Source organism: Streptomyces sp. SD15 (assembly GCF_054462255.1).
Genome location: NZ_JBTLMO010000032.1, coordinates 1 through 19,842, shown reverse-complemented (window position 1 = coordinate 19,842; position 19,842 = coordinate 1). Strand labels below are relative to the sequence as shown.

The 19,842-nt window shown below is 67.6% G+C and carries 16 protein-coding genes and 2 pseudogenes; 9 read left to right on the top strand and 9 right to left on the bottom strand.

Annotated features, from left to right (window positions below; genetic code table 11):
* Window positions 1-109: 109 nt before the first annotated feature.
* From ACX28W_RS27885 to ACX28W_RS27875, 3 genes are all read right to left on the bottom strand, one after another.
* Window positions 110-748: an integrase core domain-containing protein gene (locus tag ACX28W_RS27885; RefSeq protein ID WP_459002350.1), complete on the bottom strand. Its 639-nt coding sequence runs from the start codon at window positions 746-748 to the stop codon at window positions 110-112.
* A gap of 169 nt (window positions 749-917) precedes the next feature.
* Window positions 918-1,589, bottom strand: coding sequence for a DUF6308 family protein (locus ACX28W_RS27880; protein WP_459002348.1), 672 nt, complete (start codon window positions 1,587-1,589; stop codon window positions 918-920).
* Entirely contained in the window at window positions 1,586-2,812 is a 1,227-nt protein-coding gene (locus tag ACX28W_RS27875; RefSeq protein WP_459002346.1) for a VWA domain-containing protein, read from the bottom strand. The genes ACX28W_RS27880 and ACX28W_RS27875 overlap by 4 nt, the downstream gene beginning before the upstream one ends.
* A gap of 495 nt (window positions 2,813-3,307) precedes the next feature.
* On the opposite strand from ACX28W_RS27875, the gene ACX28W_RS27870 reads away from it, so the two are divergent.
* The 6 genes and pseudogenes from ACX28W_RS27870 (at window position 3,308) to ACX28W_RS27845 (ending at window position 11,909) form a co-directional block, all read left to right on the top strand.
* Window positions 3,308-4,828 carry a TerD family protein gene (locus tag ACX28W_RS27870; RefSeq protein ID WP_459002344.1) on the top strand — a complete coding sequence of 507 codons (1,521 nt, stop codon included), beginning with the start codon at window positions 3,308-3,310 and terminating at the stop codon, window positions 4,826-4,828.
* Between the two features lie 204 nt (window positions 4,829-5,032).
* Window positions 5,033-6,949 carry a transposase family protein gene (locus ACX28W_RS27865; RefSeq protein ID WP_459002342.1) on the top strand — a complete coding sequence of 639 codons (1,917 nt, stop codon included), beginning with the start codon at window positions 5,033-5,035 and terminating at the stop codon, window positions 6,947-6,949.
* Entirely contained in the window at window positions 6,946-8,196 is a 1,251-nt protein-coding gene (locus ACX28W_RS27860; protein WP_459002340.1) for an AAA family ATPase, read from the top strand. Before ACX28W_RS27865 ends, ACX28W_RS27860 begins: the two co-directional genes overlap by 4 nt.
* 317 nt (window positions 8,197-8,513) lie before the next feature.
* Window positions 8,514-9,134, top strand: a pseudogene (locus ACX28W_RS27855) (TniQ family protein); the annotation flags it as partial.
* Between the two features lie 484 nt (window positions 9,135-9,618).
* On the top strand, window positions 9,619-10,950 hold the full coding sequence (locus tag ACX28W_RS27850) for a long-chain-fatty-acid--CoA ligase (RefSeq protein WP_459002338.1): 1,332 nt from the start codon (window positions 9,619-9,621) through the stop codon (window positions 10,948-10,950).
* 128 nt (window positions 10,951-11,078) lie between these two features.
* Window positions 11,079-11,909 carry an enoyl-CoA hydratase/isomerase family protein gene (locus ACX28W_RS27845; RefSeq protein WP_459002439.1) on the top strand — a complete coding sequence of 277 codons (831 nt, stop codon included), beginning with the start codon at window positions 11,079-11,081 and terminating at the stop codon, window positions 11,907-11,909.
* 82 nt (window positions 11,910-11,991) lie between these two features.
* Here the strand turns inward: ACX28W_RS27845 and ACX28W_RS27840 are convergent, their stop codons facing one another.
* Window positions 11,992-12,129: a hypothetical protein gene (locus ACX28W_RS27840; protein WP_459002336.1), complete on the bottom strand. Its 138-nt coding sequence runs from the start codon at window positions 12,127-12,129 to the stop codon at window positions 11,992-11,994.
* Window positions 12,130-12,365: 236 nt separating this feature from the next.
* Here ACX28W_RS27840 and ACX28W_RS27835 point away from each other — a divergent pair, with 236 nt between their 5' ends.
* Window positions 12,366-13,052, top strand: a complete 687-nt coding sequence (locus ACX28W_RS27835; protein ID WP_266451060.1) for an SDR family oxidoreductase — start codon at window positions 12,366-12,368, stop codon at window positions 13,050-13,052.
* A 273-nt stretch (window positions 13,053-13,325) separates the two neighbouring features.
* On the opposite strand, the pseudogene ACX28W_RS27830 reads toward ACX28W_RS27835, so the two are convergent.
* The 5 genes and pseudogenes from ACX28W_RS27830 to ACX28W_RS27810 form a co-directional block, all read right to left on the bottom strand.
* Window positions 13,326-13,502, bottom strand: a pseudogene (locus ACX28W_RS27830) (IS6 family transposase); the annotation flags it as partial.
* A 23-nt stretch (window positions 13,503-13,525) separates the two neighbouring features.
* Window positions 13,526-14,734 (bottom strand): XdhC family protein, encoded by a 1,209-nt coding sequence (locus tag ACX28W_RS27825; RefSeq protein ID WP_459002334.1) that lies wholly within the window; start codon window positions 14,732-14,734, stop codon window positions 13,526-13,528.
* A gap of 98 nt (window positions 14,735-14,832) precedes the next feature.
* The gene (locus ACX28W_RS27820) at window positions 14,833-17,079 is read right to left on the bottom strand and encodes a xanthine dehydrogenase family protein molybdopterin-binding subunit (protein WP_459002333.1); all 2,247 of its coding nucleotides are present in this window, start codon (window positions 17,077-17,079) and stop codon (window positions 14,833-14,835) included.
* Window positions 17,076-18,071 carry an FAD binding domain-containing protein gene (locus ACX28W_RS27815; RefSeq protein WP_459002331.1) on the bottom strand — a complete coding sequence of 332 codons (996 nt, stop codon included), beginning with the start codon at window positions 18,069-18,071 and terminating at the stop codon, window positions 17,076-17,078. The genes ACX28W_RS27820 and ACX28W_RS27815 overlap by 4 nt, the downstream gene beginning before the upstream one ends.
* Entirely contained in the window at window positions 18,068-18,592 is a 525-nt protein-coding gene (locus tag ACX28W_RS27810; protein ID WP_266451056.1) for a (2Fe-2S)-binding protein, read from the bottom strand. Before ACX28W_RS27810 ends, ACX28W_RS27815 begins: the two co-directional genes overlap by 4 nt.
* A 255-nt stretch (window positions 18,593-18,847) precedes the next feature.
* On the opposite strand from ACX28W_RS27810, the gene ACX28W_RS27805 reads away from it, so the two are divergent.
* Entirely contained in the window at window positions 18,848-19,432 is a 585-nt protein-coding gene (locus ACX28W_RS27805) for a TetR/AcrR family transcriptional regulator (protein WP_459002329.1), read from the top strand.
* 62 nt (window positions 19,433-19,494) lie between these two features.
* Window positions 19,495-19,761, top strand: coding sequence for a PAS domain-containing protein (locus tag ACX28W_RS27800; RefSeq protein WP_459002327.1), 267 nt, complete (start codon window positions 19,495-19,497; stop codon window positions 19,759-19,761).
* Window positions 19,762-19,842: the final 81 nt, after the last annotated feature.

The following is a 19,842-nucleotide window of genomic DNA, read 5'->3' as shown; positions in this document are numbered from 1 at the left end:
GAGTACGACAAGCGCTACGAAACCCCTTAGGAATACGAACAGGACTGAGCGCTTATCGCTCATAGCAACTCCGCATTGAATCGATTCAAACACTCAGCTTGCCGCGACGTTACTGATGTGACGTGAAACACGTCAAGAGGCAGTAAGCAGATGGCATTCGCGATTCTTCGGGAGTTCGTCCGTCATCCGGCGGTGCCAGCCGGGGGCCGAGTCGACAGGTTGGCGGGCTTGTGGAGTCGGAGGGTTGAACAGGCGTACTCTGCGACTGGCCCCACGAGCGGCCCGAGACCCAGTTCCACTGGGCTTGTTCCGCGTTGACGGACACCATCGGTGTGGTGGTCAGGCTGCGAGTGCGGTCTCGTATTCGGCGGGACTGCGGTAGCCGAGGCTGCTGTACAGTCGGTGCAAGTTGTACCAGCCCTCGATGAAGTCGAGAGATCGCGGTGCGGGCGGCAGCCCGGCTGGGCCAGTGGCTCGTGTCGAGCAACTCCCGTTTGATGGTGGCGAAGAACGACTCGGCGAGCGCGTTGTCCCAGCACTGCCCGGTGCGCCCGACTGACAGCCGGACGCCGAACTCCGTTGCCAAGGTGGCGAATTGCGCCGAAAGCAGCAGGTCAGAGTCGGTAAGCGCACACGGAGCAACTCGGCGCCGATCAGACCGAGTGCCATCGCCAGTGCCAACTATCCCTGTTTTGTGCCAACTAAAATCCTCGTCACAAGCAGTGTGACCAGGATCGATAGTTGGCACCAGGAGACGTTCGTGACCTGCGCTGATGCCAACTAGCTTCAGCAACGGGAGGCCCGGAATCAGAGAGATAGTTGGCACTTTGGTACAGCGCAGGTCACGGGCGTTTCACCGGGGGCACAGGGCCATGTGGCCCCGGGCAGAAGGCTCCCTCCGGTGCGACCGACAGACTTCAGGTCCCGATGCAGCTTCTCTGTTGATGATCCGTACGGTGATGCATCCAGAGCACCACGTCGCAGACCCGCAACGCGCTGACGGTCGCGGGGAGGTCGGCGGACTGCCGTAGGGCCATCAGTTCGCGGTGCAACGCATGATTGTCGGCACGCAGCGCGCCATGCAGGTCAAGCCAGAATGACTTCGGCCGACCAAGAACGCAGCGAACGACCTGATCGTAGACGGGCAGCAGCCGCGGCCGCTTCCGGGCAAGGAGCTTGCCTGCCGTCACCCACCCGATTCCGGGCTGGTCGCAGAGAACGCGCCAGGCAGTGTGGGCCGGCGACCCTTCGGCCAAGTCGGCAGCCTCGGCCTCAACCATGTCGATGTCGAAGCGAACGCTGCTCAGCAGCTCGGACAACCGGACTCCAAGGTCGCCTTCAAGGAGTTCGACGGCGACCTTCGCGGGAATCCTGACCGACAGGGTCTGCACAGCAATCAGGTCGTCGGCGGTCACTACGTTCGCGACCGCCTGACGGTCCCCTCCGCCGGCCAGATGCTCGAAACGACTACCCGTGAACGGCACTGCTTCATCGAGCAGGCCGGTGCCGAAGTAGCATCGGAGATCGGATACGGCCTGATCAGAGGTGATGAGGCTGTTCAGGCGGTGAGCGAGCGGCGGTTGACTCAATGCCGCAACCAGGTGGCGAAGGCGTCGACAAGGCCGGCGTAGAACCGCTCGTCGGGCACCGATCCCGGGTTCTTGCTCGCGTCGTAGAAGGCGACGTTGGTGAAGGTGGCTGAGGCGGAGGCGTTGAGGTTCTTGTAGAACGCGAGCTTGCCACGACCGAATCCGACGAAAAGCCAGAAGACACCAAGTGATGCGGTGTTCTGCAGCAAGGAGCGGACCTCGGCCTTGTCCCATGGTTCGTCACCGACCTGGGTCACGATGAAAGCGGGATCGGCGGCACCGGACTCCTGGTAGTGCCCCACTGCACGACGCATGGCGTCGGCGACATTCCCCCACCCCCAGTCGACCTGGGTATGCAACTGCCCGATACGGCCGCGGTAGTTGTCCAGCCGGATCTCCTCCAGGAAGGGTTCCCGTCCGCTGGAGAAGACCACGGGCACAGTGCCGTCGTCATCGAGGGTGGCCGACAGGGCCAAGACGCGCTCGGCGAAGGCTTGCACAGCGAACGACTCATACAGCTCCTCCATGTGCCAGTCGTGATCCAGGATCAGGTACACCGCCGCCCGCCGGTTCGCGATGTCCCGGTCCACAAGGGCCTTGCTGGCATGGCGTGCCGGAGCCAGCAGTCCGGGGGCCATCCGTTCGACCTTCGACAGGTCCACCGCAGGCCCCGCAGAACCCGCATTCCGCCGTCCTTGGGCGGGGAGTGGCGCAGGGGGTGCGGCAGGCTCGGATTCCACATCGACGCCATAGTCGGTCGCGAGACCAGCCAGACCAGAGGCATAGCCCTGTCCCACTGCGCGGATCTTCCATCCGCCGTCCCGTCGGTAGAGCTCCGCCAGAACCACGACCGTCTCTCCGGACGTGAAGTCCGGCGCCGTGAACGACCTGACCGGCGAGCCTGTCTGGGTGATCGACAGAAGCGGCGCACGGGTGAAGACCGCGCCCGGCTGCAGCGGATCAGCGCTCACCACGACAACCAGTCTGTCCACGTCAGCCGGCACGCGCACAAGATCGGCCGTGACCGCCAAGCCAGCGATTGACACGCCGTACTGGGCTGGGTGGTTGTAGAAGACCAGGTCGTCGTCGCTCCGAACCCTGCCGTCCGTTCCGAGCAACAACGCCGAAACGTCCGCAGCCAAGCCGCAAACCGACACCGCCAGCACCACCGGCGCCGTCAACAGCCCGGCGTTCTCCCCTTTACGCAATGCCGTCGTCTGCATCCTCGCCCCCCTTGATCGCCGAAAGGGAAACGGTAGACCCCTGATGCCCGACCGTCCCCGGCTTTGGACAGAATTCGCCCCTGACGAACTTCCCCTAGGGGGATGAGCCGCGCACCTGCACCCGAAGCATCTGTTAGTGACACACTGTGCCCCCGGGGAAAGGGGTGGGCCATGGGGTTCGGATTCCGTGTCGGTGTGCCTGGGATGAGTGTGCGTGTCTCCACACGCGGCGTGCGGACTTCCGTCGGCCCACGTGCGGCGAGGCTCAGCGTGGGCAGCGGCGGCACAAGGGTGTCGACGGGACTCGGCCCTTTCTACGCATCGAGTTCCCTCAGCGGCAGTCGCCGACGGACCACCACACGGCGTACCACGCAGACCCGGTCAGTCGCTCCTTCGGCCGCCCAGCTGGAGCGGGCGCGCCGCCAGGCGGAAAGAGCGCAACAGGAGGCGGAGCGCGACGCCGCCATCGCTCAACTGCAAGAGCTGAGACGGCAGATGACCAGCGTCCACCTGCAGTCCTTCGCCGCTGCTCAACCGCCCCTGATCCCAGCCACCCCACAACTCGGTCTGCCATGGGCACTCGCCGAGGCTCAAGCCTTTCACCTGCACGGAGTGGGCCGACTGGCACGGGCCGAGCGCGCTGCCGCCAAACAGCGCGCCCAGCAGGACGCTCCGGAGTACCTGGCCGTGGAGACGGCACGTCTGCACGCCGCCCGTGAACAGATGGTCGCCGAGGCCGGACAGTGGTGGCAGGCGCTGCTTGCCAACGACGAGGCCACCGTCTGCGAGGCAGTTAACACCGCCTTCTCCGACAACCCGGCCGCCGGCTGCGCAGTCGGCGTGGACGGCTCAGTCCTGTCGGTCGTCATGCGACAGCAGGACCTCGACACGATGCCCACCCAAACCGCCGGCCTCACACCCAGCGGGCGCCCCACCCTGAAGAACCTCACCAAACGTGACCGGATCCTGTGGTGGCTGACGGCTATGGGCTCCAACATCGTCGCCACGCTCAAGGAGGGCTTCGCGACAGCGCCCGGTGTCGAAGCCATCGACCTGGCCGTCATCACTCGCCTGCCCGACACCCAGCGGCTCGGCTTTGTCGCTTACGGCCGCTGGACACGGCGCGCGGTCGAGTCGGCGCCTTGGCAGGAGCCTGAGGATGCCCTGCGCTTCCTGGACATCGGCCAGGACCTCGCCTGCTCCGTCACCACCACCGCCTCCGGCAACTTCTCGAGCACGCTCAAGCCGCTGGACACCACCCGCGTACCCGGCCTCCAGGACCTACTGGACGGCGCCCAGGACGCCCCCGAGTCCGGCGAGCCCTCCCTCGCCGACCTGGACATCACCCTCGGTGCCAACACCCCCTCCGGTTCCCCGGCCAGGGCCGACGGCCCGTATCGGATCCGATCATTCACCGAGTGGAAGCAACAGACTCCCTCTCCGTCACGCCCCACACCCGTTGCTCCTCCAACCGTGTCCGCAGTCCTCGTCCCGGGCCAGACCCTCGTCCTGCCCGAAGAAGCCCGACAGGGACTTCGCGTCTCTTTCAGCTTCGCTGGCGCCGACGCGGACCTCACTCTGTTCCTGGTCGGGAACGACGGCAGGGTCTCCGGTGACGAGGACTTCGTCTTCTACAACCAACCGTTCGCTGCCGATGGCGGCGCCCGCCTCCTTGGCAAACAGCAGGAGGGCCCCCACATGGTCGAACGCGCCACCATCCATCTGTCCGCCCTGCCCGACCGCGTGCAGCGGATCGCCATCGCCATCAACATGGACGTCGAAACCGGCCTGACCTGCAGATCCCTCACCCACGCAACCCTGGACCTCGACTGTGCAGGCGGCACTGCCTGGACGTTCAAGCCCCCCGCAGACCCCTCCATCCGCGCCATGGTCATCGCCGAGGTCTACCAGCACCGTGCCGACGGCCACCCGGTGTGGAAACTTCGAGCCCTCGGCCAAGGCTGGGCAGATGGGCTCGACGGCCTCGCTCGCGCCTATGGGGTCAACGTCGAATAACTGCGCGGCGGGTGGGCATGGCGGCCCACTCGACCAGGGCATGAGGCAATTGTCGAAACCGACCGACTGTCACACTGTTGCGGTCCAACCGCCGCGCCAACGCCCTCGCCGGAGCGCTGACTGCGGTCGACGAAGAAAGCGGGGGAGTTACGGAAAGCTGCGGCTGAAGCCCCTGCGCAGGCGAAGGCGAACGGGCTGCACCAGGTGAGCCTGCGCACGCTGGTCCGCTGGGACACCGCGCGGGCGAAGTACGGTCCAGTCGGCGTCGCGGACGATCGGTGGCTGCGGGAGGCGACCGGGCACACGATCTCCCCCGAAGTGCGCGAAGCGTTGTTCGCGGTGTACGCCGAGTCGTCGGATCGGCGCTCAAAGCTGACCATGCGGGACAAAGAGCGTCTCATCCACCAGTACGTGCGCGAGGTTTTCGACTCTGCGGGTGCTGAACCGGCTGACGGTGAAGCCACTGACGCTGATCCTGCTGATGCTCCGCAGGTGGAGATCCCGGGTTACGACACCCTGCGGGCCATCTGGAAGGAGTGGTTCGGCTCCAGCGGGGCGCGGCAGCGCTACGCACGCTCGGCGGCAAAGGCGAAGCAGTACGCGACCGGCCGGCACATCGTGGTGCACCGGCCCGGCCAGGTGGTGGCGCTGGACAGCACCGTGTTGCCGGTGAAGGTGCTGGACAACGTGTTTGGCGACCCGGTGTCCGTATATCTGACGCTGGCCGTGGACGTCTACACACGCTCGATCGTCGCGTTCCGGCTCAGCCTCGTGTCCGACAGCTCGATCGATGTGGCGATGGTGCTGCGGGACATGATGATGCCGCTGCCGATGCGCCCGGACTGGGGCAAGGACGTGGAGTGGGCCTACCCCGGTGTCCCCCACACGGTGGTCGCGGAGTTCGCCGGGTACGAGGTCGCCGGACTGCCGTTCTTCCCTCCCGAGACGGTCACCACCGATCACGGCTCCGTCTATCGCAACCACCACCTGGTCGAGGTGCAGCGGGTCATAAAGGCGAACATCAAACCCAGCCGTGTCCTGCGGCCGACTGACAAGCACTCTGTGGAGCGGACGTTCGGCGCCATCAGGTCGCTGCTGTTCGCCCTGCTGCTCGGCTACCAGGGCACGGACGTCGCCGACCGGGGCGTGGACCCGGAGGCCGATGCCTGTCTGACCGTGACGGAGATGGAACACCTGATCGCCACCTGGGTTGTCGAGACCTGGCAGAACCGCCGGTTCGGCTCGTACGCCCCGAGCTGGGACCCGCGCGGCGACCACAGCCCCAACAGCCTGTTCGCGGCGGCGATGTCCCAGGGCGGCTTCGCCCTGCGGATTCCGCCCGCCGAGCTGTACTACCAGCTCCTGCCGCGGCACAAGGTCATGATCCACGGCAAGCGCGGCGTGAAAATCAAGAACCTCTGGTACGACGGCGCGACCCTGGATCCCTACCGCGGGGAGCTCTCGCGCCGCGGGGGCCGGAACAAGAACAAGTACGTCATCCACCGCGACCCACGCGATCCGTGTTTCGTGTTCTTCCAGGACCCGCGGACCCACGACTGGCACACGCTGCGCTGGACGGGCCTGCCCGAGGAGGGCGAGGTGCCCGCCTTCAGCGACGCCCGCGTCCGTGAAGCCATGCGGGAACTGCGCAAGCGGGGTCTTGCCCCGAAAGCGGACACCGAGCTCCTCCCGGTGCTTTTGGAGTTGATCGGCGGCAACATCCCGGTCGAGAAATGGCCGACCCAACTCTCCAAGAGGCAGCGTACCGAGCACGCACGCGAAGTCGCCCAGGCGTCCGCGGCGGCCACCGACCGGCCCGCGAACTCGGTCAAGAAGGAGCCGCCGACACAGCCCGCCTCCGTTCCCGCAGCACGGGCAGGTTCTCCCGCTGGCAAGGTCGTACCTCTGCGCCCGAAGGACCGCGCCCAGCAAGTACACGATGCGGTGAACAGCGAACGCCGGCGCCGCCGTGAAGCCGCGGTCCCCGACCAGTTGCCCACACCCCCCGATCTTTCCGAACGGCTGCGCGCTTCAAGCTTGTTGGCGCTGCCGGATGACGACTTCGACGATGACGAAACCACCATCACGGCCAGCGAGGCCGAGGAAGAGGCCAGCCAGTGACCTCGAAGCAGAACCCGCTGTCGTTCCTCCCCGGCCCGGCGGTGGACCGCACCACCTTCGAAGGCTGGAACCGATGGTGCGAGACCCGCAAAGCCTTCGTCCCGGCGCCGATGTTCACGGCCCAGGAGTACGAGCGCCTCTCGAAGCGCCAGAAGCGCATCCACGACCTGCATCGCCTCGCGACACACAGTTCCCTGCCTATCCAGGCCACCCCCATGAGTGAACGCGTCGCCCGTGCGGTGCTCGCCCGCGTCGAGGACGGCGCCTTCAGCCACAAGGCCGGTACCCGCGGCGGCATCATGGTCAACGGCGACGGCGCCCAGGGCAAGACCGAGACCATCTGCGAGGCCCTGGCCTGCTTCCAGGAGGAGTGGCTGGCCCTCAACAATTACGCGAACCCCGACGCCATGCCCGGTACCCGCGACCTGGTCGCCCCCGTCGCCTATGTACGCTGCCCGGTCAAGGCCACTCCCATCTCCACCTGCCAGCGGATCCTGGACTTCTACGGCGAGGACTACAAGGGCATGCGCCTGGAAGACCTCGTACGCACCGTCAAGACCGCAGTCGTCGAGCACGCCACGAAGGCGCTCGTCATCGACGACATCACCCGCCTCAAGCTCCACCGCGAAGCCGACCAGGACGTTCTCGACCTGATCCGCGAAATGATGAGCATGCCGGTCACCCTCATCCTCGTCGGCGTCGGCATCCCCACTTCGGGCCTGCTGCGTGAAGGCCGCCGCGATCCCAAGACACAGGAGTGGATCTACGAGCCGGTCAAGGATGTCGGCCGCAGTCCAAACGACCACGCAGCCAGCCAGCACGAGCGCCGCTTCCAGGTCGTCGACCTCGGCCCGTTCAGGTACGCCACACCTGCGGAGATGGAGGCCTGGATGGTCCATCTCCGGCGTCTCGAAGGCGAGTTGCGGTTGCTGACCAACACCGCTGGCATGCTCACCCAAGGTGACATGCCCGAGTACTTGTTCAACCGCACCAAGGGCGTGGTCGGCATTTTAGAGAAGCTTGTGCAGCACGGCTGCCGCCGTGCCATGGAGGACAAGAGCGAATACCTGACCAAGGACCTGCTCAACCAGTTCACCGTCACCCCCGACGACATGCCCGACCTCGACGCCGATTCCGGCGAACAGCCCAACATCCCGCGCCACGACCCCACGCCGAAGAAGAAGCCCACCGGCCGCATCACTGTGTTCGACGACGACGGTCCGGCTGCCGTCGGCTCTGCGGGGTGACCCGCGTGCAGCACCGTGTACTGGCCCGGAACGAGAATCGCTGCCAGAGGAGTCCTTGCCCGGGCTCCTGCTCCGCCTGGCCTACCGACTGCGCCGATCTACTGCTCGAATTGCCCGCGGAGCCCGCCGCCGAGTTGGCCCACGTGATACGTCTTTCCGTCTCCCAGGTTCAGGAGTCTGCGCCGTTACCTGAGATTCCTTGCGGCTTTGCGAATGATGCGATGAGACTCGCTCGGCCAGTACCTTCGCAACCCAGCAGTGACCCATCGCCACTCCACTTCACACTCTCCCTACCGACTGGCTGAAGAGGCAGGGCCGTGCGCGAACAGGAATCGAGACAGGCCCTCCTCGGTAACTCTGAATCGTCGGCTCACGGCCCCCTACTGCCATGCTCGACCGAATCTGGAACGAAGGAACCGACTTGCGAATTGAAGTGCCGACCTGGGCCATCACAGTTGCCTCGCGACACCAAGATCCAGCCCATTGACGACACGTCCACTGGCACGGAGCCTCGCCCCTATACCGGAAGAGTCCCTGCCAGGCTTGATACTGCGCTTGGCCTACCGACTGGATCGCTCGCCGGCCAGGATCGCTGCGCTGTGCGGGCTGAGCCGTCACCAACACCGACTGCCCGCCGAGTCTTGATCACCTTGCCTGCGGAGTCCAGCGCGGCTCTCGAGGCAGCCGCGTCTCTGCGCAGGGGCGAAGCCGACACGCTCACTCTGTCAGCCATGGCCGCCTCCTATCCAGCGCTGGCCACCATACGTCTGGGCGGCAGCCGCAACATGGCCTCTGCCCGACGCACCTGGGCCTTCAACCTGTCCAGCCGCTACTGCCCCAACTGCCTGGCTGGGGACGGAAGGACCATCCAGAACGTGTATGGCGGTCCCTGGAGACTGCGGTGGCATATCCCGGTCTCCTTCGCGTGCACCGCCCACAGCCGCCTCCTGGAACAGGGATGTCCTCAGTGTGGAGGTCATCCGAACCGGACCTCGAACACCGAGCGGCAAGGCCTCATCACACAGCGCACAATCGGTGGACTGCACCCGGCTCAGTGCCGCCATCTCCTCGCATCCGGCCCGGTCAGTGCCAGCGTCCGGACACCGCTGTGTGCAGCGCGACTCGACCAGACGGCTTGTGTAGCTGAGCAACCGGACAGCGACCTTGTCATGATGCTTGCCCTGCAACAACGCATCGACGGTCATCTGATGCTTGCCAAGCACTCGCACGCGACCAGCGACAACTACTCACCCCCAGAGCAGCACTTCTTTTCCGACCTGATCGCCGTCGCTCAACTCGTTCGGCTCAGCTGGCCTGATAGTGCAACCTTCGCCCCCTCCAGGGCCGTCGCAGATCTGATTGCCCGCCACGTTGCCACCTGGACCGCACTCCGCGAAAGCCACAACCCGGGCAGGCGCGTCCGTGACGCATGGGCCGCTCCCGAAAGCCCAGCCGAATGCGGAGCACTGCTGCTGGCCGCTGACACACAAGGCGTATTTCTGCTTCGAGGGCGGCGCCGAATTGCCGATGGGCGAACGCGGACGGGCCGCCTTCGAGGCCACACCCGACTGCGAAGCCTTCGTCCTGCTCACCGAGGATCCCGGGGTGACGAGCGGATCGACGGCCGGAGAGACGCTGGCCCAGTTCACCCAGGGCCACTCGGACGAGTGGGCCACGCAGCCGGCGGCGGAGACGGACACGGCGGTGGTGCTGTACACCAGCGGTACCACCGGGCAGCCCAAGGGCGCCGAGCTGACCGACAGCAACCTGGTACACAACGCCCTGCTGTGCGTCCGGCTTTTCGACACCCGGCCGCACGACGTGCAGCTGGTGACCCTGCCGCTGTTCCACAGCTTCGGCCAGAGCGTCCTGATGAACGCCGGCTTTGCCGTGGGCTCGACGCTTGTTCTGCTGCCCCGGTTCACTCCGGCGGACACCCTGGCCCTGATGGAACGGGAGAACATCACCGTCTTCGCAGGCGTGCCCACCATGTACTGGGCTCTGCTCAACCACCCGGATGCGGACCGGCACGACCTCGTGAAGATCGCCGACACTCTGCGGATCGCGGTGTCCGGCGGGTCAGCGCTGCCCGTCGAAGTACTGACCGCGTTCGAGGAGCGTTTCGGCGTCCCGGTCCTGGAGGGCTTCGGCATGTCGGAGACCAGCCCGGTGGCCACCTTCAACCACCTGGACCGGCCTCGCAAGCCCGGCTCGATCGGTCTCCCGGTCTGGGGTGTCCAGGTGCGCGTGGTGCGCAAGGACGGCACCGAGGCCCCGGTCGACGCACCCGGCGAGCTGTGGGTACGCGGACACAACGTCATGAAGGGCTACCTCGGCCGTCCGGAAGCGACCGCCGAGGTACTGGACGCCCAGGGCTGGTTGCGCACCGGCGACATCGGCACCAGGGACGCCGACGGCTACCTCTACATCGTCGACCGCAAGAAGGACATGATCATCCGCGGCGGCTTCAACGTCTACCCGCGAGAGCTGGAAGAGGTGCTGCTCACCCACCCCGCGGTCAGTCTCTCCGCTGTGGTCGGCGTGCCGCATCCCCGTCACGGAGAGGAAGTCAAGGCGTTCGTCATCCTCAAGCCCGGCTCCGAGCTGACGGAGGACGAACTCATCGCCTGGTGCCGCCAGACCATGGCAGCACACAAATATCCGCGCATCATCGAATTCGCGGACACCCTGCCCATGACCGCCACGGGCAAGATCCTCAAGCGCGAGCTGACCCGCGAGGGCGCCCGGCAGTGACACCGGGCGACACGCAACGCGTGCGCCCGCAACGCCTTCAGCACCTCACCCCAGCCTCGGCTGCCGAACGAACACGGCTGCCGCCGCCACCCGTACCCCAACCACTACCAAGAGAACGGCAACATCCCATGGGCCAGCCCAGCACTGTCCGCCTCGAGCGGACGACCCCGCAGATCGCCAAGATCACGTTCGCGAACCCGCCTGTGAACCTGGTGGTTCCCGAGACCCTCGTCCGGTTGCACGAGATCGTCACGGGGTTCGAGAAGGACCCCGACCTCCAGGTCGTCGTCTTCACCAGTGAGGTCCCCGACTTCTTCCTCAACCACTTCGACGCCTCCCAGGCCGCCGGAATCCCCGCACCCGAACACGAGGGCGGCAACCCGGTCTGGACCGACATAGTCCTGAGCCTGAGCGAGGCCCCGTACGTCAGCATCGCCTCCATCCGTGGCCGCACCCGCGGCGGCGGCAACGAACTGACCCTGGCCTGCGACCTGCGCTACGCCAGCCGTGAGAAGGCGTTCTTCTCCCAGCCCGAGGTAGGCATCGGCCTTGTCCCCGGCGGGGGCGGAGCCGAGCGACTGCCCCGTTTGATCGGCCGCGACCGGGCGCTCGAGGCCATCCTCGGCAGTGCCGACTACGACGCCGACCTGGCCGAGCGCTGGGGATGGGTCACCCGCACCCTGCCCGACGCCGAACTCGACGCCTTCGTCGACGCGACGGCCGCCCGCCTCGCCTCCTTCGACCGGCAGGCACTGGCGACCGCGAAGTCCCAGGTCAACCGAGCGACACTGCCGCCGGAAGCCGATCTCGTCGCCTCCTTCGCCGCGTTCGGGAACACCCTGACACAGCCCGGGTTCCTCTCGCGCGCGGCCGGAATCGGCGCAGTAGCCGCCGACAAGGGGCTCGACGTCGAGTACCGGCTCGGCGAGTACATCGGCCTGGTCAACCAGACGCTCTGATCCATGTCTCGTCGGCAGCGACGTCTCGTGCTGTGGCGATCGGCCACGCCGACAGAGGGACGTCGCTGCCGGGGGGCGGCGGTCAGTGCGCTTTTGGTCCGGTGACCGCGGTCGCACGGTCCGGCGTGGCGGCGGCCGCGACGAGTGCGCCGAGCACCGTGCAGAGCCGGGTGATGCCGTCCTGGTCCTCCGCGGCAAGCCAGTCGGCGAAGTCGCTCACCCCGTCGGTATGTCGCGGTGCTCGACGGGAGAGGCAGGTGTCGATCAATGCCTGCTGGGCGGCGTCGCATTGACCGGCTCACTGCTCGAGTTCCCCTGGGCCTGCGTCTGTGACACACGCCCCATCAACCCTCCCCAGTTTGATGCCAGTTGGAATCCAACCTATGCTCGACTTTGGATTATGATCGTAATTTAAAGTCGGATCCGATCGCACGACCCCCACAACCGGGAGCAGACATGGAACTCAAGGACGCCGTCGCAGTGGTAACCGGCGCCAACCGCGGGCTCGGACGCCACCTGGCCGCCCAACTCCTGGAGCGCGGCGCGAAGGTGTACGCGGCGGCGCGCCGCCCGGAGACTGTCGACCTGGAGGGCGTGACCCCGCTCCGTCTGGACGTGACGGACGAGGAGTCGATCCGGGCCGCAGCCCGTATCGCATCCGACGCGACACTGCTGGTGAACAATGCCGGCATCTCCACGGGCACACCTCTGATCGCCGGCGGCCAGGACGCGGTGCGACTGGAGATGGAGACGAACTTCTTCGGCCCGCTCGCCGTGACTCGGGCCTTCGCCCCGGTCATCGGGGACAACGGCGGTGGCGCGATACTGAACGTCCTGTCCGTGCTCTCCTGGCTGCACGTCGCCGACCACGGGTCGTATTCGGCGGCCAAGTCAGCCGCATGGGCGCTGACCAATGCGACCCGGGAGGAGCTGGCGCCTCGCGGCATCACCGTATCGGCGCTGCACGTCGGCTACATGGACACCGACATGGCCGCCGTCATCACCGGCGAGCAGAAGGCCGACCCCGCCGACGTCGCGGCCCAGGCCCTGGCGGGCATCGAGAAGGGTCTGCCCGAAATCCTCGCCGATGAGACCACACGGCACGTCAAGCAGGGCCTGGCCGCAGCACCTGCCTCGGCATGAGCCCGTATCCGGGAAGGTAGCGGGACGAACGGAGCTCCCATCCGGTTTCGGACCAGAACGGAGACGGTGATCGGGGCTTTCGTGGCGGAGTGGTGTGGCGCCAAGGCCTCCCTACGTGGCCGTTTCACATGCCGACGAGAGCCGGCCACCGCTCCGTACCGCTCCTCGGTTTCCCCCCGCCCTTCCCTCCACTTCCGCAAGCCGGCCGGGCCCGCGACACCTGCTCGCGTGCCCGGCGTCACGGCGTAAAGGAGAGAAGTCGGCGGAAGACCACCTGCCCACGGCCCTCTCCCGCCGCCTCTGCACGAGGATGCCGAGGACCTTCCCGTCCGGGTCGACGGCCCGCCACAGATACTGCCGCAGCGAATCGGCGTACCGCTGCCCGAACTTCACACACCAGCGGCGGCCGGTCTCGTAGGAGACGATCACGCCGTGCTCAAGCATCAGCTCAACCCGGAGATCGTCCCACCCGCTCAGCCAACGTGACAGCGCCTGTCCCGGTCGTCCTGACGGATGGCTGGCGGTCGCGTCACGCGGCCACTCGCCGATCGTCCCGGTCGGCGCCCGTCAGTGTCGTGGTGGATCGGTGTGTGTGAGTCGCTCAAGGGCAGGCCTGTTCCGCCGTGGCGGGCGGCGACGATCTCAGCCGCGATGGACAGGGCGGTCTCCTCGGGTGTGCGGGCGCCGAGGTCGAGGCCGATCGGTGAGTGCAGGCGCGTCAGTTCGGCTTCGGTGAGGCCCGTTTCGCGGAGTCTGCGGTCGCGTTCCTCGTGGGTGCGGCGTGAGCCCATCGCGCCGATGTAGGCGGCCGGCAGCCGCAGTGCCGTCTCCAGGAGGGGTACGTCGAACTTGGCGTCGTGGGTGAGGACGCACACCACCGTGCGGTCGTCGGTCCGGGCGCGGTGCAGGTAGCGGTGCGGCCAGTCGACCACGATGTCGTCGGCCTCGGGAAAGCGTGACCGGGTGGCGAAGACGGGCCGGGCATCGCACACCGTGACGTGGTAACCGAGGAACTTGCCCACGCGCACCAGCGCCGCGGCGAAGTCGATGGCACCGAAGACAAGCATGCGCGGCGGCGGCACGATCGACTCGACGAGCAGGGTCAGGTCCGGTTCGCAGTGGGATCCGTCCTGCGCGATGTCGAAGGTGCCGGTGCGGCCGGCGTTCAGCAGCGAGCGGGTTTCGTCGACGACGGCGCTGTCCAGGTCGGGATGTCCGCCGACTTCACCTTCGTAGGATCCGTCGTGACGGACCGCCAGCGCCCGCCCGAGGAGCCAAGCCGGGCCACGGACCACGCGGGCGAGTGCCACCGCCTCGCCCCGGGCGGCAGCCGTCAGCGCCGTCTGGAATGTCTTCCTGTCCGGTCCGCCGGCGGGTATAGGGGTGACCAGGATGTCGAGGACGCCGCCGCAGGTCAGGCCCACGGCGAAGGCGTCCTCGTCGCTGTACCCGAACCGCTCGCGCACCGCCACGCCGTCGGCGAGCGCCTGGGCGCACAGGTCGTAGACCGCGCCTTCGACACAGCCGCCGGAGACCGAGCCGATGGCCGTGCCGTCGGCGTCGACGGCGAGCGCGGCGCCCGGCCCGCGCGGTGCGCTGCCGCTGACGGCCACGACCGTGGCCACGGCGAAGTCCCGGCCTTCCTCGAGCCACCGGCTCAGCTCGTCCGCGATGTCCAGCATGGGAGTTTCTTTCTTGTCGTCGTACGCAGATCAGGCCGTCGTCGTGCGTGTGGCACCCGAAAGGCCCCGCACGACGACGACCCGTGACCGCCGTCGTCTCAGAGCAGCTTGTCCAGCGTGATCGGCAGGTCCCGGATCCGCTTGCCGGTCGCGTGATAGACGGCGTTCGCGATCGCGGCCGCCACGCCGGTCATGCCGACCTCGCCCAGCCCGATGATGCCCAGGGGCATCGTCTTGTCCGGTTCGTCGAGCCAGTCGACGTCGATCGGGGGGATGTCGGCGTGCACCGGCACGTAGTAGGAGTCGAGCCCGGCGCTCATGGTGCGCCCGTTGCGGGGATCGACCAGGCTCTGCTCCGACATCGCCATGCCGATGCCCATGACCACAGCCCCGCGCAGCTGGCTGGCCGCGGTCTTGGGGTTGATGATCCGGCCGACGTCGAACATGCCGAGCCAGCGCGAGATCCGCAGTTCGCCGGTGTCGGCGTTCACCCGCACCTCACAGAACTGCGCGCCGCGGGCGGCCTTGGACCAGCGCTGGTCCTTCAGGAAGTTGGACAGGAAGCGGCCCTGACTGCCCAGCGCACCCAACCGTGTGTCCGACCCAACCGAGGCCTCGATGAACGGGCGCCCCGCCGCGCGCAGGGCGGACGCTGGTTCCTGACCGGTCGTGCCCGTACGCCGGGCCAGGGCACTCACCTTCCGGGTCAGCTCGGCGCAAGCGGCGAGGAGGCTGGTGGCCACCGTCGCCGTCTGGTTCGAGTTGCCGGCCATCGGTCCGGACGGCAGGGTCGAATCGCCGTACTCGACCCGGACCTTCTCGTACGCGATGCCGAGCGCGTCCGCGGCGATCTGTGCCTGTACGGTCGCGGCGCCCATGCCCATCTCGTGGAAACCACACTGCACGAGCGCGCTGCCGTCGTCGCTCAGCCGTACCTTGACGTCGGCGACCAAGCGCAGGGTCGGGTGATAGGCCGTGGCCGTGCCCATGCCGACGAGCCACTCGCCGTCCCGCATGGAGCGGGGTTCGGGGTTGCGGTCCGCCCAGCCGAAGCGTTCGGCGCCCCTCTCGAAGGCTTCACGCTGCATCCGCTGGGAGAACTTCTTGCCATCCGTCGGATCCGTTGCGGGCTCGTTGCGCAGCCGCAGGTCGATCGGGTCCATGGACAGCTCGTAGGCGAGTTCGTCCAGCGCCGATTCCAGTACGAAGCTGCCGATCGCCTCGCCAGGGGCGCGCAGCCAGGTGTTGGGCACCAGATCCATCGGGACGAGGTTCTGCCGGGTCAGCATGTTCTCGGCACCGTAGAGGTGCCGGGCCGGCGAGGTGGTCGCCTCGAGCAGGCCCCCGACCGAGCCCGTGCGGGTGATGCTGTCCTGGATCAGCGAGGTGAGCCGGCCGTCATGGGTCGCACCGAGTGCGATCCGGTTGGTCGAGGCGGTGCGCCCACCGGTGGCGCGGCTGACGGCCGTGCGACTCAGCGCCAGGCGCACGGGCCGTTCGACAGCCTTGGCCGCCATCGCCGCGATGACCGTGCCGGGCCAGACGGCGAACTTCCCGCCGAAGCCGCCTCCCAGGAACTCGGCACGGACACGGACGTGGGACGCCGGCACACCGAACCGCCAGGCCAGGTAGCGGCCGGTCTGGTTGATGGCCTGGGTGGTGTCGTGCACGGTGAGGTGGTCACCGTCCCAGACGGCGATCGTCGCGTGCGGTTCGATCGCGTTGTGCTGCAGGCCGGGCGTGGTGTAGCGCAGGTCGACCGACACCTCCGCAGCGGCCAGCGCCGCCTCCGCGTCGCCCTTCTTCTTCAGGCCGGCGAAGGAGGCGAGGTCGCCCTTCGCCGGGGTGGCGTTCTTCTGCTCGGCGGCGAAGTCCACCCGCGCGGGCAGCCGGTCGTAGGTCACTTCGACGAGCGACGCGGCATCGTTCGCCGCGGCCGAGGTCTCCGCGACCACGACGGCGATCGGCTGGCCGTCCCAGAAGACCTGATCGGTGTTGAGGTAGTCGACGTCGGTTCCCGAGACGTCGGGTCCCAGGTCACGCACGATGTTGGGTTTGCGAGGTGATTTGATCCTCGGCGCGTTGAGGTGGGTGACGACCGCCACGACGCCGGGCACCGCGGCCGCCGCGGCCGTGTCGATGCCGGTGATCGTGCCACGGGCGACGGTGGCATGGACCAGTGTCGCGTACGTGAGGTTCGGGTAGTGGTGCTCGGCGGAGAACCGCACCGCCCCGGTCACCTTCGCGTGGCCGTCCCGGCGATCCACCGGCCGGCCGACCGCGCCGCCGACGGGTACGGAGGTGTCCGCGCCGGGCTCGTAGCCTGTCCTGGTGCGTGTGGTCACGATGCGCTCCGCTCGGCGTTGAGTTTCCGCAGCACGGCCACGACCGTCCGCTGGGCCAGGTCAATCTTGAAGGCGTTGTCGGGCAGGGGCAGGGCGGGGGCGAGTTCGGCGGCGGCGGCGTGGGCGAAGCTCTCGTCGGTGGCTTCGGCGCCGAGCAGGTGCTGTTCCGCGATGTGTGCCCGCCACGGCTTGGTCGCGACGCCGCCGAGTGCGAGGCGGACGTCGGTGACCACGCCGTCCTCGACGGCCAGCGCGGCGGCGACGGAGACGAGGGCGAAGGCGTAGGACGCGCGGTCGCGGACCTTGCGGTACCGCGAGTGGGTCGCGACCGGCACCGCAGGCAGTTCGACGGCCGTGATCAGCTCGTCGGCGGCCAGCACCGTCTCGATGTGCGGCGTGTCGCCGGGCAGCCGGTGGAACTCGCCGACCGGGATACGCCGCACGCCGCGTACGCTCTCCACCTCGACGACCGCGTCGAGCATCACCAGCGCCACCGCCATGTCCGAGGGATGCGTCGCGACGCAGTGCTCGCTCGCCCCCAGCACCGCACTGCCGCGGGAGAACCCGCCGATCGCGTCACAACCGCTGCCGGGCACACGCTTGTTGCACGCCGAGGCCTCGTCGTAGAAGTACATGCAACGGGTGCGCTGCAGCAGGTTGCCTCCTACCGTCGCCATGTTCCGCAGCTGGGCGGACGCCCCCAGCAGGATGGCCTGCGCCAGCACCGGATAGCGGGTGCGGATGAGGGGGTCCGCCGCGAGCCGGCTGTTGGTCACCAGGGCGCCGACGCGGAGGCTGCCGTCGGCAAGTTCCTCGATCCCGGTCAGCGGCAGGCGGGTGATGTCCACGACCGTCGCCGGCTCTTCGATGCCCTCCCGCATGAGGTCGACAAGGTTCGTCCCGCCCGCGAGGAACTTCACGCCTTCGCTGCCGGTGATCGCGTGCAGCGCCGTGGCCGTGTCCGGTGCACTGAGGTAGGAGAACGACTTCACTTCGCGACCTCCTTGATCGCCGAGACGATGCCGTTGTAGGCGCCGCAGCGGCACAGGTTGCCGCTCATCCGCTCCCGGATCTCCGCCTCGTCCAGCTCCCCGCCCGTGTCGGCGAGGTGCTCGGTCGCCGCGCTGGGCGCACCCTCCTTGTGCTCGGCGAGCATGCCGATCGCCGAACAGATCTGGCCCGGCGTGCAGTAGCCGCACTGGAATCCGTCCGTGCGGACGAACGCCTCCTGGAGCGGGTGGTCGACCCCTTCGATGGTCGTGATCTCGCGGCCCTGGTACTGCACCGCCAGTGCGAGGCAGGCGTTGATCCGCCGGCCGTCGGCCAGCACCGTGCAGGCGCCGCAGGCGCCCTGGTCACAGCCCTTCTTGGTGCCCGTCAGGCCCAGGTACTCGCGCAGCGCGTCCAGCAGGCTCACCTGTGGTGAGACGTCCAGCCGTTGGGCGGATCCATTGATCCGCAGCTCGATCTCCACCGTGTCATTCCTCCGGTTCGCCCGTGGGCTCGTTCTCATGAGGGGCCACCAGGCACATAGGCCGGGACAAGAGGGACTCCGCTCCGCGGACTGCGAAGCCGCCGACCGGGGAACCGAATCACGAGAGTACGTCCATAATGTAAAACAAGAACGTAGCACTTTGACGAGCTACCGCATCTCGGAAGTCTCGATTTTACATTCCCATGCAACAGCACTGATGCAAATCATCGTAAATCCGCAGGCCAGGCGTATGGTCTTCGGTGCATCACGAATCAACAACGGGAGTGAAGAAGCATGGGTCGACCCCTGCGGGCCGATGCCGCGCGCAGTGTGCGCGCGATTCTGGAGGCGGCCGAGCACGTGCTCGCCGAAGACCCCGGCGCCTCCATGGAGCAGATCGCCGAGCAGGCGGGCGTGGCCAGAACAACCGTGCACCGGCGGTTCGCCAACCGCCAGGCCCTCATCGAAGCACTCGCCGCCTCGGCGAAGCAGCAGCTCATGGAGTCCATAGAGGACGCCCACCTACACACCGCCCCACCGCTCGTGGCACTGCACCGCGCCACGGCGAACGCACTGCGGATCAAGAGCGTCTGGCGGTTCACCCTCGGTCACCCTCTCGCCGACACACCCCTCACCGCAGTGATCTGGTCCGAGATCAACGCCGGCACCCTGGAGTTCCTCGCCCGGGCCCAGCGCGAAGGGCTCCTCGCCTCGGAAGCGGACCTCATGTGGGCCCGGCGGGTGTACTACGCCCTCGTCGACGAGGCTCTGCACGGAGGCGGCGCGGATCTCGACCCGGACCAGGTCCGGCAGAACGCCGACGCACTGGCCACGCTCGTCGTCGACACGTTCCTGCGCGGCATGGGACCCCACGACTGAACAGCCGGGCCTGCGGCCCCGTCCCGTCTTGCCCTCCGCCGCCAGCCGTACCATCGTGGACAGTGGCCGGGCACAAGGGCAGAAGGGCCAGGTGCGCACTGCCTCGCACCGACGGGCCGCCCGGCCGACGCGCACAGCAGCCGGACAAGGCCCACGCCGTCGAGTCCGTGACCGTTACGGTGACGGACGGCGACGCACGTGTGGCCTACTGGAGCCGCGAGGCTCAGGAGTTCCTGGGATACACCTCTGCGGAGGTCATCGGCCGGCCCTTGGACGATCTGCTCTCCGCCGACTTCGCTGCCAGCCTCCGCTTCCAGGCAGCTCAGTGAAGTCTGAGGGGCCCTGCGCTTCTCGGACAGCGGTGTTGAGGGTTCTGCCTATGCCGCTGTCTGCAACTCCTCGTACTCGGC

Coding starts and splice junctions, on each gene's coding strand:
- ACX28W_RS27810 (WP_266451056.1), bottom strand. CDS start 18,592: ATGAGAACGAGCCCACGGGCGAACCGGAGGAATGACACGGTGGAGATC.
- ACX28W_RS27805 (WP_459002329.1), top strand. CDS start 18,848: ATGGGTCGACCCCTGCGGGCCGATGCCGCGCGCAGTGTGCGCGCGATT.
- ACX28W_RS27875 (WP_459002346.1), bottom strand. CDS start 2,812: ATGCAGACGACGGCATTGCGTAAAGGGGAGAACGCCGGGCTGTTGACG.
- ACX28W_RS27825 (WP_459002334.1), bottom strand. CDS start 14,734: ATGCTGGACATCGCGGACGAGCTGAGCCGGTGGCTCGAGGAAGGCCGG.
- ACX28W_RS27845 (WP_459002439.1), top strand. CDS start 11,079: ATGGGCCAGCCCAGCACTGTCCGCCTCGAGCGGACGACCCCGCAGATC.
- ACX28W_RS27835 (WP_266451060.1), top strand. CDS start 12,366: ATGGAACTCAAGGACGCCGTCGCAGTGGTAACCGGCGCCAACCGCGGG.
- ACX28W_RS27870 (WP_459002344.1), top strand. CDS start 3,308: ATGACCAGCGTCCACCTGCAGTCCTTCGCCGCTGCTCAACCGCCCCTG.